This window comes from Pseudarthrobacter phenanthrenivorans, assembly GCF_036455295.1.
Lineage (GTDB): Bacteria > Actinomycetota > Actinomycetes > Actinomycetales > Micrococcaceae > Arthrobacter > Arthrobacter phenanthrenivorans_C.
Genome location: NZ_JAYXNX010000003.1, coordinates 70,098 through 84,926 on the forward strand (window position 1 = coordinate 70,098; position 14,829 = coordinate 84,926).

A 14,829-nucleotide genomic window follows, 5' to 3' on the forward strand; every position below is an offset into this window, starting at 1 on the left:
CATTCCGTTCCACCTACCAACCAAGAGGAATCCCTTTATGGAACACCAGACAACGACGTCTGCCCGCGCCCTCGGCGCCGCCCTCAAACCCCGGCAGCTGACCATGATGGGCCTGGGCAGTGCCATCGGCGCGGGACTGTTCATCGGCTCCGGGGCCGGCATCCAGGCCGCCGGGCCGGCGGTGCTGATCTCCTACCTCGTGGCCGGCACACTCATCATCCTGGTGATGTGGGCGCTCGGCGAGATGGCCGCCGCCAACCCGGACAGCGGTGCCTTCTCCGTCTACACCGCCAAGGCCTACGGGCCGGTGGCCGGCGCCACGGTGGGCTGGCTCTGGTGGATCCAGCTGGTGGTGGTCATCGCCGCCGAGGCGCTGGGTGCGGCCGGCCTGCTGGCCACTATCTTCCCGGCCCTGCCGGTGTGGCTGATGGCCTTGGTGTTCATCGTGGTGCTGACTGCTGTGAACCTGACCAGCGTGAAGAACTTCGGCGAGTTCGAATTCTGGTTCGCCCTGCTGAAGGTGGCGGCGATCGTCGGGTTCCTGCTGGTGGGCTTTGCGCTGCTGTTCGGATGGCTGCCTGGCGTGGAGTCGCCGGGCCTGGCGCATTTCATGGGGGAGGGCTTCGCCCCGAGTGGCTTCGGCGGGATTGCGACGGCGCTGTTCGTGGTGGCATTCGCGTTCGGAGGCACCGAGATCGTCTCCGTGGCCGCAGCCGAGACGGCGGAACCCGCGCGCAGCGTGAAGAAGGCAGTCAGGACGGTGCTGTGGCGCATCCTGGTTTTCTACATCGGCGCCATCTTTGTGATCGCCGCAGTGGTGCCCGTGGGTTCAGCAGGGCTGAAGAGCCCGTTCGCCGCCGTGCTGGACGCCGCAGGTATGCCCGGTGCGGCCACCGCCATCACGCTGGTGGCCGTCGCGGCACTACTCTCAGCACTCAACGCCAACCTTTACGGTGCTTCGCGGATGGCGTTCTCCCTCGCCGAGCGCGGTGAAGCGCCGCGTTGGCTCGCTTCCGTTTCAAAAGCGAAGGTTCCGGTGGCCGCGGTGCTGGCGAGCGTCGCCTTCGGCGTTGTCACGGTGGTGCTGGAGCTGGCCTTCCCCGAGATGGTCCTTCCCATCCTGCTCAACATCGTGGGTTCGACGTGCCTGCTGGTGTGGACGTCCGCGCTCCTGGCCCAGCTCGCGCTTCGCCTCCCTGCCGACCGCGAGGGGACGGAACTGCCCCTGCGGATGCCCGGCTTCCCGTGGCTGACGGGCGTTGGCCTGCTGATCCTGGCGGCGATCTTCACGGTGGGTTTCATCGGCGAGGACTCCCGTCCCCAACTCCTGAGCACGTTCGCGCTCGTCGCTGTCCTTGCAGCGGGGTGCTGGATGAACCATCGGTCCGGGAACGTTACGCCGGGTATGGAATCCTCGGGGCGGGCCAAGGAGCCGGCGCTGATCGACTGAACATGGGATGCTGACCCGCCTCGCGGGTTCGGCGCATGCGGAGGGCGCGTCCGGTCTGACCGAGCGCGCCTTCCGTCCTGTGCTGCCGGATGGGCCATGGCGAGCATGAAACCGGACGGGTGATAGGTGACGTCGTTTGGCTGCCTGCTCGTCGGCCAGTCAGAAGGGTGCAGGCCTATATTGATTGCGCAGACGATAGTCACTTCGTTGAGGAGTTTGCACGCGCCGCGACCTGTTAGCCCCGTATCCATGAATACAATCGCCATAGATCCAATGCGGCACTATGGGATTCCGCCTGTGCGCAGCGTTCATACCTCCTGTGAGGTGCAACCCCGAGGAGTAAGCGATGACCGATATTGAAAGCATCACGTTGGAGGCGGAGCTCGTCGGAGAGGACGCCACGCGTGACATTGCCAAGGCGGTCAGCGCTCGTCACACCATTGCTCGCAAGTACGTCATGAGGCTCCGTCGGCGGCATCCGGAGGCGACGCCGGCTGAGGTTATCCAGATGTTGGAGCGTCACTACGCAACGTCGATCACCACTGCTGGTGCCCTTATCAGCGCCGGCGCCATCGCGGCTGATATTGGTATCGCGATGATCCCTGGAGTAGGGGCCGCAGCAGCAGGTATGAAGAGTGCGGGCCAACAGGCCGCCAAGAAGACCGGCAAGGAAGCCGTCAAGTTGGCCGCCAAGAGCGCTGCGAAACAGGCCGCCAAGAACATGGCGATGGGTACTGCGAAGAACGGTGCACAGCGAGCTGCTGCTCTCCTTCCCGCGGGCGATGAGCAGTTGCAGTTCGAGATCACAGCCGTTTTCGCGCTCGCTATCGCCGATATTCACGGGATGGATCTAGACAAAGACCAGGCCCTTGCCCTTGTCTACGGGCTTTCGAATGAACGCGTTAGCCAGAAACAGATCGCGGCGATGGCGACAGACCTATCAAGCTCGTCGGCTGAAGTCGTTGTCGGTGACGGCAATACCGTCGCTGCTGGCCGCGCGGATTGGTCGCACTGGGCGAACACGCTCGCGGATACCCTCCCTGGAGGCGCTGCGCAGAGTTTGGTTCGGACCATTGAGACTGGTGAGCTGGACACCGTGCGCCAAAATCTGAGCGGTAAGCAGCAGGCAACGATTGAATATGGAGTCGGAGCCATAGCGGGAGGGGTCACGCGCTTCGTGTTCGGTCGCGAAGTCGTGACCGCGGCTCGGGCCGCGTTTGCTGAAGCGCCAGACACGTTCCCCGAACATCTTGCCATTCCTGCCGGACCTGAGTCAGAGGACGGCGACGCCGACCAGAACCGAGCTCTTGCAGCCATGGAAGAGGCCGCGAAGCTGACGGGCAATTGGATTTCAGGAACTGCGAGCACCGTTGGAGGCGGCGTCGCGACGGGAGCTGCGGCTGTCGGTGCGGGGGTTGCAACTGCAGCCGACACAGTTTCGCGGGCGTTCCGGAGTGTAGACATAGATGGGGACGGGATACCGGACGAGCCTCAGGCCCTCACCGCGGTCAAGGGCATCGGCGGCACAATTGCTGGTAAGGCAGGCACCGTCGGCGGGAGCGTCGCAGGCTTGTTCAAGCGGAAGAAGCGGAGCGAACAGGCGACGGACGGATCTGAGGAAGGCCACCAGGAAGCAGCCGAAAAATAACCTGGAGCTTGCGCCCATGGCAGGCGGCGGAGGTGAGGCCCTCTCTTCTTAGGAAGAGACACAGTCTGGGGATCGCTGAACTGTTCGGACCAATTCTTTCGTGCAGAGAGTTCTCCAGCTAATTACTCGCGAATATGCCTGTCTCGCGAGACGGCTTAGCCGCCGCGCTTTGCATACGGCAACGCAAAATCTTGTCCTCACAAATTTCCAGAGTGGTGAGGGGCATCATTATTGGCTTGAGCTGCAGACATATATGATTTGAAGGAACTTGCCGCGGTGGTCCGTTATGCATGTCAACCCTTCAACGCCGCGGAATTCCGAGCGTGTCCTGATGACGAAAGAAATCGGAGAATGAGTCGTCGTGATTCTTTTCAAAGCAGTTATGAACTTTTTCAGAACACGAGTTCTGCTTTGGCCGGTCCTACTAGTCCTTGGGCTATTGGTCGGGGGAGCGGTTGTAGCATTCGCATCCGGTGGTCTAAACGCCCTAGCGCTCAAATCCCTTTTCAGTACTAGCTCCAGCGAACGTGATTCCCAAGTCGTTCGATCCGTCACGCGGGTGCAAGAGGTCGCCCTGCTCAGTCTTCACATCGAGGGTGTCACGAGGAACGAAAGTAATGGAGAGATTCTCGGCGTGGCCATACCCGCAAGCGAGAAAACGACGCTGATCCAGTACAAGTTCAACGCAAAATTAGGCGTCGATGGGTCACAGGTGAAGATCGAACCCACCGGCTCAAGGTCGTTTCGAGTGACCATCCCTCAATTCGTCGGCATCGGCTTTAACAGCCCCGTGTTCGAGGACGCCCTCGAGAGCAACAACGCGCTCGGCTGGCTGACGCCGCCAGCCGTCCAAACCCGCATGATCAACAGCATTCTCAGCGACGAGAACAAGCAGGAGTACATCGCCCAAAACGAAGATGCGTTGAAAGAGCAAGCCAAGGTCTTCTACTCAGGAATCGTCGCAAGCGTTGATCCGGAAGTCACCCTCGACTTTGTCTTCTCCGAGTAGATCCCCCTGAGTGCCCCGTCCTGGCCGCACGGGTTACAAGTGCTGCTAGGTTCGGAGAGGGGACTAGTACGACGGAGTCGCTCGTCGAGCCGCCGTTCGTGCACGTTCGAACTGCTAGGACAGGCGCTACCTTCCTCGCCATACAAATCGGACCGCGCCTCTTCAGGCTGGCGTTGGTCGCACGGTCAGGAACGGCTTTCACCCCAAGGCGAGCTTCAGTGGATTCCAAGCCTCCGTACGAGAGAGCGCGAGCTTCAGTTCACGCCCGCCTGCCTCCTCCAGCAGCGCGGAATCACCAACAACTACCAGCAGGCTTCGCGCGCGGGACAGCCCGACGTACAGCTGTTCCGGTGCCCTGTTTATGTCCTTGAAACCGTTGACGCACAGAACAATTAGGGACCGTTCCAGGCCCTTGAAGCCCAGGACGTGGCCGTAGAACTCGGCCTCGTTTGCGTGGAACTCACGCCAGTACTCCTCGGTGGCTCCGCGTTGGAAATAGTCCAGGTGAATGGGGTGGCGGTCCTTGGTAGTGAGGAGCGCGATCTGGTTGTTCGCCCAGCCTTCTTCGATCAGGGCCTCGACGCAGTACCCGGCGACCTCAAGCGCGTCCTCGGTGGGGCAGTCCACGAACCGAACGGCCAGGCCGGTGCTTCCCCGGGGCGTGAAGTGTTCGCCCGCGAACGGCTTGAACGTCTCGGCGATCTTCCGGGTGTTGCGGAGATTATCATCTATGTGGATCGGCACTAAAGAGGCCATCGGGCCGTTAGCGAAGTCCGCCGTCGCACCTCCCCGCCGCCGGTATACGTCCTGCCGGTCATCCATAAACGCGTACACCTCGCCAGCGGAGGGACTGGTGGTGCAGGCGAGCAGCGCCTCCCACCAAAGGGGCGCAAAGTCCTGTGCCTCATCGACGATGACGGCGTCCAGGCGTTCCTGAGGGTTCATCTGAGCGGCGAGTTCCTTCAGGAGACGTGGCATCTCCACATCGAAGTAGTCTTGCCCCTGCCCGTCGGGGACGCCCAGCCCGCGCACGTACTCGTGGAACTCGCCCGTGAACACCGGCTTCGCCTGGCGCCACCTCGCCACACGGTCCTGAAGGTACTGCCCCAGGCCTTTGTTGTAGCAGAACAGGCCCACGCGTTTTCCCTGCTTGCTGAGCATGCGGGCCTTCTCGACGGCGAGCCACGTCTTGCCGCTGCCCGCACCGCCGGTGAAGCGTATCCGGGGGAGTGAGCGTGTTGCCTGCAGCAGTATGGACTGGCGCTCCGTGAGGTAGTCCTGGGCTGCTTCGTCTTCCTTGGACGTGGTGGAAGGCACGACGGCGGTGTCTAGGTTCCCGCCCAGCTTGCGGACGATCCGTTCCAGGAAGGACGGCGCCAGCGGGCTAGCGCCGCCACCTTCGTTTTCGATCGCCAAACGCACGAGCTCGGTAGGAGACTTGCTGCCCGTCTGGTCGAGGATGAGCGGCCGGGGGCAGCCGGCCATGGTCCAGGTCCTCGGTACATTGGAGTACGGCAGGCTCACCATGTAGACACAGCGGCTGCTGACGCGGGACCCGAGCTGTTCCTCGAGCCAATTCTTGAGGGCGTGAAGTGAGCTCTGGGACTGCGCCACTGGGCTCTGGATCTTGCGCTTTCTGGAACGGTCCGACTGGTACCACTGGCCGTCATTAATGCTGACTTGGCCGCCTTTGACCTCGATGGCGGCTATCCCCACATTCGGCCAGAGGACCAGGATGTCTATTTCGTGCTCGCTTCGGCCGTCACGGACCTGGACGGAGTGAGCCAAGACAACGTCATCTGGGAGGCTGTTTTTCAGAGCAGTCCAGACGGCCTTTTCCGCCAGCTGTCCTTCATTGAACTCCGGTTCTTCCGGAATGCACCGCATTGCCGCCCCTATTGATAATCCGGTCTCCCACATTCGCTGATCCAACGTTAGCTGGACCATTCGCGATTGCCGCTGCGCCACGGGTCGAACGTCTGCGGAGTCGTGAAGTCCGCCGTGCGGTGACCGCACGGAATCAGAGTAAGAACGCATTATTGCATCAAGATGAGCTCAATTTCGCCCAAGGTTTCCGGTCGTCGGCGTTTTCTGGCGAGTCAAGAAATATGCTCGGTACGGGAAAGCTTTGTCAGGTTAAGCAGATGGCTCGGCAAATTCGGGGCATCGTTATGGGCCCCAAGCGAATTGGGGGCATCATGTCGAACTACCAGGCGCTCTTGGGCCTGACACCTTCAAGCGCATCGGCTACGACCCCCGGCGCCGAGCGGGCGATGATGACTGAGTATGAGGACTGGAATGAGGCTCTCGCCGAGGCGTTCTTCAACGAGGAAAATGCCGGCAAGCTTGTATACCTGGATAAGGACGATCTGGCTTTTTCGAATGCCTGTCGGGTTATGGGGGTATTACCGGAGCATGGTGATGAATCTTTAGCCCGGGCCGTCAGAGCTTATCTTTGCTGGAAGGATTCTGGTCGGGCATGTTTTGCTAACTTCGAACTTCTAACTAAGTCTTGGGTGGCCAAGAGAAGAAAGGCACTCAGAGAATCAGCTGCAGTACCGCCTCCTCCTCACATCGCGCTGTTGGTTTTGCTGTCGTCAGCAGCTGAGCGCATGGGCGGCGCAAATGTTAATTCGGGGGGCTCTGAGTCGAGCTACTACGCGAGCCTAGAAGGGCTTTTGACCGTGCCTCCACAGGAATCTAGCCGATTTCGCGTTTCGTTCACGAAATCAAGCGAAGCATTCTGGGAATCTCTTTCTTTGTGGCTGGAGGACCATGACGGTCAGCTAGGGTTGCCCAGCGCCTACGCCCTGATGCATCGCTACGTTGGACTCCCAATCTCTCAGGCGCTGGTTCGTGAGCGGGAACGCCGCAATCTCAAGAAGATGTTTGAGGAACAAGGGTTTACGGCGGGAACAACGGTGTCCCATGTCGATATGCATGGCGCTATGGAGGTCTGGGTCGCATCGTCGCGAACTTCAGCGAACGCAGCACTCCGCAAGATGTGGTCTTCACCAGAGCTGCAGAGCCGAATTGTTGAAATCGCGCTTGCGGAGCTCGCCACTTGGGAAGGCTCCGAAACAAACACCAGCGTCCAAAACGGCACCGGCAAGAGGAACCTTCGTGCTCTCCTGACATTGCGAGACAGCAGGGCAGGGCTACGTACTGAAATGCGCTTCGGAGTTACGGTGGGATCTTCCGCGTCTCAGGGAGATATTTGCCGTATAGAGGGCATTGATGGGGCTCTGCGGGAGTTCGCACTAGATCTCATAGGAGTGGATTCCGCCGGCTTCGACTTACGAGTGGTTGGCGTGGATGTGCGCTCAGCCCTGGGCGGCGATTTGCAGATCCAAACAGCTAGTGGCGCCAAATTGCAGCGAGTTCCCAAGAATGTCATTATTTTGACTCGAGATGCCTTTTCGGCGGCTTACGTAGAATCAGACCGGATTAATGCAGCTGCCCTTTCGCGCATTCTGGTAAAGGACGAGCCGCAGCTGATAGCCGCCGTCTCCAAGATTCTGGCCGATGCAGCCCAGCCGGGTTACGTGGCAGTTCCAGGGGGCGCCGAAGGTGTACCCGTCGGTTGGACCGTATACAAAGACGTCATGCTCTTACGTACGCCGGACTCCTCCCTTGCGATGGGAGCCGATCTATCCGCGTTTCAGCCGAGGCTGTCTACTCAGATGACGGTCTCGGGTGGCTTTAAACTGCCAGGACGGGTACCGCGTTGGAGCGCTTTGAGTCCAATCCAGGTGATAATCGCTTCTGAAACTGACGAGCCGGTTGACCTAGTAATGCTGACCCGTAACGCAGAGTCTCTTCAGACTGAAGAGACGGTTATCAGCTCCGGACTCGCTGTGCCCGCCGTGGTTGATATGGACGTGATCCCGCGGGGAGTGGACGACTTCACCCTTGCTCTTCGACGGGGTAAAACCACCCTGCAGACAGTGGCGGTGAAGCTCAGAAGCTCGTTGGCACCGAGTCCTGACTGCTCACAACGCTTCAGGTCCCTTTGCCATGATTTGCAAGACGAGCTGTGGGTAATCCGAAGCGTCCCTAGTGCAGAAGCCGCAGCCCCGGGTATTGACGGGATCGCTGTCTCGGCACCCGAAGTTGGCTATATGCGCCGCACGATTTCCAAGCGACCTGACTGGAACAGGGAAGGGAAAATCGCCCCGAAACCGTCGGCTCTGATCGTACGCGGACCGGCGGCGGATTCCTGCGTCGTCACGGGGCGCCATCGCTGGAGTCTGCCGCTTTTCGACGGGAAGTGGCCGAAATCAAGATGGATGTATGGCGTCTGCACGCAGTGCGGGATGAGTAAGCGCTACCCGACGCGGGCAATGAAGAGCAAAAATGGAACCGGGGCAGCGCCTCGCCAAAAAACAGCTCTCCCGGCACTCCGGACGGCCTCTGTTCCCTGGACAGCTCTAATCGACTCGCTGTTCTATCTTGGTGCAGGTTCGCGTCACGAATTTTCGGTTCTCGCGCGCCAGCTCGAAGACTCCGCCATATTCGAGAATCAGCTCCTGCTCGACCTTGAGGCCTTGGGGATCCTCGAGTTTGAAAGAAATGCGGACCTCGAAGCAATCCGTTGGGAAGCAGCAGCAACGTGCATGGGTGAGTTGTCGGATGGGACGTGGTTGCTGACCGGTTATTGGCCCAAAGACCTGGAAAACAAGGCGATGAGAGCTTTTCAAGATTTAGGGGCTTCGGTGACCATCAAAGCGCCTCACCGCCAGGCCCAGCGTACGGTCACCGATCTTTCGGTCCAGGACTTGGCCGAAGTCGCCGATGAATTCGAGTTCGATTTCGTGCCACACGCCTCACATTCACTTGCGCTGGTCTTGCCTGCGCTCTCATCCGTCGCCGCTGGGTTAGAGCGGCGGGAGATGCCATTCGCGAATAGTTATGAGTATTTCGATACTCGCTCTGCCGCTTGGTTAGAGGTTGAGGCTGCACAATTTCCGGGCCTTTACCGCGTTTCTCGGAGCTTTAGCTCGCGTTACTACTATCGCAATGCAAAGGACATAGCCAACGGCGCGGCAGCCCTTGTGACCGTGCACCTGGGCAAACACCTTGCCGCTCTCGAAGCCAAACGTCCCCTGATCGCCTATGACCCAGCAGCGGAGACTCTGTCGGTCCCGGTCGGAGCCGAACTTCCTGGCCTATATGGCAGAGCGGCGGTGATGGGCGATGGGGATCTACCGGAGATGGTGCCTGCCGACCGATCCGTGCACTATTTCAACGTACCCGTGGCCGCTGCAGAGGCAATTATTGGAAAGCTGACATCATGAGCTACTGCCCGAATCCAATCAGCGTCAGCAATGATCTGAAAGAGGCCTTTTCACGGTACTTTTCGACGAATTATCGCCTTCGATCCCCAGGGCTTGCTGCAGATCGGGACGAGCTTCTTGCTGCCCCCGGCCAAGTATTTCAAGAACCCTTGGTCGAACCTGTCATCCCGTACCCGACTACTGATGATCTCGTCGACGTAGCTATGGCCGCGGGATATTCAGAATCGGTTGGACGTACCGTCGGAGACGCATTCTTCAGACAGTATGTGAGGCCGGGGGAACGGCTAGGCGTTCGGCGACATCAAGCGACGAGCATCCTGACGAACAGAGGAGCAGGGGAGGCGGGCAAAAGAAACGTTGTCGTTACCTCGGGCACTGGCTCTGGCAAAACCGAGGCAATCCTTTTGCCTATCTTGCTGCGGCTCGTGGAGGAATCAGAGGGCTGGAGCAGGCCTGGGCCTGTCAACAGATGGTGGACTGGGGACACTTTCAGCCCGATGCGGAAGAACGAGAAGCGCAAGGCTGCAGTCCGGGCGATGATCCTGTACCCCACGAACGCATTAGTTGAGGATCAGCTCACACGTCTGCGCCTTGCTTTTCGCAGGATTTCCGAGACGCGGCCAGAGGCACGCCTCTGGTTTGGGAGGTACACGGGCGCCACACCCGGAACTAACAAACTCCCAGCCCCCTCCCTGAAGTCGGGTGCTGTTTCTCGGGTAATCCAGGAACTCCGCGAGATGGCCGAAGAGTACGAGAGCCTCGTGTCCGCTGGAACCGTGGAGGAGGGCGATTTGTCCCTCTTCACTGACCCGGCGATTCATGAGATGGTCACCCGCTGGGATATGGTTCAGGACCCGCCCGACGTCATGGTTTCCAACTTCGCCATGATCAACGCGATCTTGATGCGAGACTTTGAAGCACCGCTTTTTCGGCAGACACGTGAATGGCTTGCTCAATCGCCGGATCACGTTTTCACGTTGGCAGTGGATGAACTCCACTCCTACAGAGGCTCCGCCGGAAGCGAAGTTGCACTTCTCTTACGCAGACTCATGAGTCGGCTAGGCCTGGAGCCGGACAGTCCGCAGCTACGCATCATCGCCGCCAGCGCGTCACTGAATCAGGACGATGAAGGCTTGAACTTCCTGGAGGAGTTCTTCGGATCGTCGAGAAACAGCTTTCTTGTCACTAAAGGGCAGCCCAGTGCGATTACGAGTTCTCTGCCAATTAGCCGGGACCAGGTGCTCAGCGAACACGCGGCGGGCACCTTGATAAATCGCTCTGCCGAACTCTCCGAGGCAATTGCGGTGGCATGCTTTCAGGAGGAGGAAGACAGGTATCGGGCTCAATTCCTCAAAACTATTTCGCAACGGTTGTTCGGCAGTGAGGATCCTGAAGGGGAAGCACTTCAGGCAGTATTCCAAGCCGTGGCACTCGGGCAACAAGTTGGTGTCCCTCTGCGCGGGCATATCTTTGCGCGGGTCCTCTCCGGGTTGTGGGCATGCAGCAACGCTCATTGTTGCGGGGTGACGGCTAAGCGACGAGACAAACACCGCAATGTCGGGAAACTCTTCGGACAACCAGTGTCGGTCTGCGACGACTGTGGCAGCCGAGTCCTAGAGCTCATCTTGTGTGGCGAGTGTGGTGATACGAGCCTGGGCGGTTACGTTTTGCCCTTCAGCGATGGAACAGAGAGCCTGAGCGCGACACCCGCGGGGATTTTGTCAGACGCGCCGGGATTGGTAACACGCCGAAATCGCGGCATGTACAGATGGTTTTGGCCGTCTCACGGAGATCAGCCTCCCGTTGGCGCCGGCAGTAAATGGTCAAGTCACTCATTCGATGTTGCCTGGGTCCGGGCACGACTGGAAACTAGTGGCCGCATTGAAGTGGGGCCGCTAGACGGGGTGAATGGGTGGGTGCTTCAGATCAGCGGCAAGGGCGACGCGCACGCAACGCCCGCCATCCCAGGTAGGTGCCCCCAATGCGGCCAGCAGGGACGACAAACGGCCGAATTTGTCCAAGGCCAGGTCGCGTCGCCGCTGCAGGGCCACGCAACATCCCCGGCGCAGACTACGTCCATATACTTACGTCAGCTCCCTCGGAGCCTTGGCGAGCGCCCGGCGGACTATCGAACCATCGTGTTCACGGACAATCGAGATTCTGCGGCCCGGACGGCCGCTTCCCTGGCGACCCGCCAGTACAGCGACATCTTGGTGCAAATGCTCCGAAGAGGTCTCTCGGAAGCAGCGGACACAGATGTTGTGGATATTCTTCGACGCTTCTCCTCCGACCCATCGAGTCTGAAGCCGGCTGAACTCGCCCAAGCACAACACATACTCCAGACGAATCCAGGGGCGCTTACAGCGGTCGTGCGTGCAACTGCGGGTGTGGCCAGCCCGGCAGACCTTCAGATACTGTCGGATCTGAACTCAGCTGGTTCCGAATCCATCGCATGGAACGACCTCCGAGTTCGGATCGAAACACAGATGGTCGACTTGGGAACCAGCCCGGGGGGCCCCTCGCCCTTTGCCCAGAAGCTCAACAAGGAACCCTGGTACACCTTTTACGCGCCGCCTAAACCGGGACTTTGGATTAAGGCTGATGCTGCTTCCTCGGCTGTTGCACAAGAAAAGCTCGGCAACATGCTGGACATGGAGTTGGCGCGACAAGTGTTCGACGCCGGTCGGCGCGATGTTGAATCAACCGGGCTTGCCTGGATCCGTGCTGAGGTTTCGGGGACCGGTTCCGGCCTCGACGACGAGCTCGCCAGCGAGGTTGCTGCAAGCTGCGTGCGGTTGTTGGGCCTCGATCTCAACTACGAGGGATCTTTCGCCGCCAGGGCGGACGGAATCAAGACGCCTACCGCTGTCCGGGACTACTTGAAACGAGTTTCGGCCCTTCACGCCGTCGATAGTGGAACTCTCGAGGCATGGGCATACGCCGCCCTGAGGAGTCAGGGGCTGACTCACGACGGTTGGATCCTGAAAATACACGGACCAACCAACCACATACGTTTTGCCCCTCCACGCGGGCACGTCTGGATTTGCGACCGCTGTGGCTTTGTCCACCTCCACGGCTCCGCTGGAGTCTGCGCCAATAAGGGCTGCGAGTCCTCGACACTTTCAAGACACGATGGGGCAGCATACGGAGGGGACTACTACAGGTGGCTTGCCAGCCAGGAGCTAAGGCGAATAGCGGTCGCAGAGCTAACGGCCCAGACCAAGCCAGCCACTGAACAACGTAAGCGCCAGCGCTGGTTTAAGGGCATCCAGTTACCAGCGCCGAAAGAAAACTCCCGAACGTGCCAGCTCGATGTATTGAGCGTTACGACGACTATGGAGGTCGGCGTCGATATTGGTGCGCTCAACGCTACTCTCATGGCCAACATGCCGCCCCAACGGTTCAACTACCAGCAGCGAGTTGGACGCGCCGGCCGCGCGGGGCAAGCGTTCTCATTTGCCATCACATCCTGCCGCGACTCGGCCCACGATGAGTACTACTACAACAATGCTTACAGAATGACGGGTGATCTTCCGCCGCAGCCCTTCCTGGACCTAGGGCGTCCACGAATCGTACAGCGGGTCGCGGCGTCTGAGCTGCTCAAACAGGCCTTCTCATCCGTTGCGGGAGGTCCAGAGTGGACTCCGGAGAGCCTTCATGGATCCTTCGGAAAAGTCGACTCGTGGGTTGACTATCGGCCAGGCGTCGCGGAGTGGCTGAGTACGCATTCGAGCGTGGGCGAGATCGTCCGCCAGCTGAGCCGTTACACCAAGCTCACTGAGGCGCAAGTCTTGGAGATCGAGCGTTGGGCGCGTACGGACCTTGTCGCAGAAGTGGATCGAATAATTGCACTTCCGGAACGAAGCGACGACGAACTTAGCCTGGTCCTGGCGCTGGGCGGTCTTCTTCCGCTCTTTGGATTTCCGACGAGAGTGCGCAATCTGTATGACGGTGAGGTGATGGGCCGGGTGCTGGACGACAACGTTGTTGCTGACCGACCCCTTGCCATGGCTGTTACAAACTACGCGCCGGGCGCCGAAGTTGTCCGGGACGGGCTGGTTCATACAGCAGCCGGCTTCGCACATTACGAGAAGGCAGGCAAAGCATGGTTACCTGTCGACCCGCTTGGAGCTGCCCATGAAGTTGTTTCCTGTACGGAGTGCGCAACAACCTTCATCGACCGAAAAGTGAATGACGTATGTGAGAACTGCGGCTCTGAAGTGATTCGGTTCTCCATGTTTGAGCCTCGGGGGTTCAGGACGACGTACAAGCCCCGCCCCTACCGTATTGACGGCTCGCGTGCGCAATCTAAAAGCCTTCCTACATTCGTTTCCGCCCAAAAGGAGACGGCGCTCGAAGAAGTCTTAGGCGTCGATGTCCGCTTGTATGAGCAGGGCAAGTTACTTCAGTACAACGACAACCGGGGACGTCTCTTCGATCTTAAGCGGCAGGGCGATGGTTCTGTGGTGGCTGTAGACAAGCTGATCTATACGCGTGGTTGGAAGGACATGCCAACCTCAGGCATAGAGATTGGTAAGAGCGCCATCGGGGAGATCCGCACGACGGATGCTGTCACCATCGCATTCACGCGGCTGAAGACGCCTAGCGGCAGCATTCCCACCTCTGCAGGAGTACTACCAGCAGGAATGTCTGCCCTATGGTCACTCGCTGAGGTGATGCGCGCTGGAGCTAAGGCCCAGTTGGATATCGACCCACAGGAGATGCAGGCGGGCCTTCAGCACCTGACTACTTCGGGAGAGCCGACCGCAAGAGTGTTTTTGGCCGACAGCCTGGATAACGGAGCCGGATACGCGGTGGAGATCGCCAAAGCGGAGAATTTCAAGGACCTCCTGCGCTCTACTCGTGAGACATTGCGGCTCATGTACGAGGACGGCAGTCATGCCGGATGTTCCACGTCCTGCCCGGACTGTTTAAGGTCGTGGGACAACCAACGGCTCCACGGCGTACTTGACTGGCGGTTGGCGCTCGACATGCTTGATTTATGCGCGGGGGATGAACTGAAACTTGCTCGATGGTTCGACCGCAGGCAGGAGGTTCAGTCCGCGGCAGAGTCCATCGATCCCGCATGCGATGTCGTGCCGGTGGGATCTCTGAATGTTCCGGTCGTACTCATCCCAGATGAGAAAGTCGGAGTTCTTGTGGGACATCCGCTGTGGTTCCGAGGCGCTGCCGATGTCAAAGATCCACGAAGGGAAACCGCCATAGCCGAGGCAAAAATGGAGCTACCCGGCTACCGACTCTCTATGAGCGATCATTTTGAGTTCGACAGACGTGCACTCCCAGTTCTCGTTTCCGCAATCGAACGCGAGGCTTCCGCTCTCTAAAACGGCTGGCCGAGGATTGCGCGGGTCAGCTCGCCCAACAAGTTCGTTGGCTGGCTGATCCGCGCCATTCCGTGCTTCGA

The 14,829-nt window shown here is 59.6% G+C and carries 6 protein-coding genes; 5 read left to right on the forward strand and 1 reads right to left on the reverse strand.

The window, feature by feature from the left end; genetic code table 11:
- Positions 1-37: 37 nt before the first annotated feature.
- The 3 genes from VXJ37_RS04625 to VXJ37_RS04635 all read left to right on the forward strand — a co-directional run bounded on the left by VXJ37_RS04625 (position 38) and on the right by VXJ37_RS04635 (position 4,107).
- Entirely contained in the window at positions 38-1,450 is a 1,413-nt protein-coding gene (locus tag VXJ37_RS04625) for an amino acid permease (RefSeq protein WP_331321894.1), read from the forward strand.
- A gap of 346 nt (positions 1,451-1,796) precedes the next feature.
- Positions 1,797-3,098 (forward strand): hypothetical protein, encoded by a 1,302-nt coding sequence (locus VXJ37_RS04630; protein ID WP_331321895.1) that lies wholly within the window; start codon positions 1,797-1,799, stop codon positions 3,096-3,098.
- Positions 3,099-3,732: 634 nt separating this feature from the next.
- Entirely contained in the window at positions 3,733-4,107 is a 375-nt protein-coding gene (locus VXJ37_RS04635; RefSeq protein ID WP_331321896.1) for a hypothetical protein, read from the forward strand.
- Between the two features lie 198 nt (positions 4,108-4,305).
- Here VXJ37_RS04635 and VXJ37_RS04640 read toward each other — a convergent pair whose 3' ends face one another.
- On the reverse strand, positions 4,306-6,054 hold the full coding sequence (locus VXJ37_RS04640) for a nuclease-related domain-containing DEAD/DEAH box helicase (protein WP_331321897.1): 1,749 nt from the start codon (positions 6,052-6,054) through the stop codon (positions 4,306-4,308).
- Between the two features lie 251 nt (positions 6,055-6,305).
- Here VXJ37_RS04640 and VXJ37_RS04645 point away from each other — a divergent pair, with 251 nt between their 5' ends.
- Positions 6,306-9,404, forward strand: coding sequence for a hypothetical protein (locus VXJ37_RS04645; protein WP_331321898.1), 3,099 nt, complete (start codon positions 6,306-6,308; stop codon positions 9,402-9,404).
- The gene (locus tag VXJ37_RS04650) at positions 9,401-14,749 is read left to right on the forward strand and encodes a DEAD/DEAH box helicase (protein ID WP_331321899.1); all 5,349 of its coding nucleotides are present in this window, start codon (positions 9,401-9,403) and stop codon (positions 14,747-14,749) included. Before VXJ37_RS04645 ends, VXJ37_RS04650 begins: the two co-directional genes overlap by 4 nt.
- Positions 14,750-14,829 lie beyond the last annotated feature (80 nt).

What these genes read in the sequence shown, in the direction of transcription:
- VXJ37_RS04640 (WP_331321897.1), bottom strand. Translation starts at nt 6,054, where the DNA reads ATGGTCCAGCTAACGTTGGATCAGCGAATGTGGGAGACCGGATTATCA.
- VXJ37_RS04650 (WP_331321899.1), top strand. Translation starts at nt 9,401, where the DNA reads ATGAGCTACTGCCCGAATCCAATCAGCGTCAGCAATGATCTGAAAGAG.
- VXJ37_RS04625 (WP_331321894.1), top strand. Translation starts at nt 38, where the DNA reads ATGGAACACCAGACAACGACGTCTGCCCGCGCCCTCGGCGCCGCCCTC.
- VXJ37_RS04630 (WP_331321895.1), top strand. Translation starts at nt 1,797, where the DNA reads ATGACCGATATTGAAAGCATCACGTTGGAGGCGGAGCTCGTCGGAGAG.
- VXJ37_RS04645 (WP_331321898.1), top strand. Translation starts at nt 6,306, where the DNA reads ATGTCGAACTACCAGGCGCTCTTGGGCCTGACACCTTCAAGCGCATCG.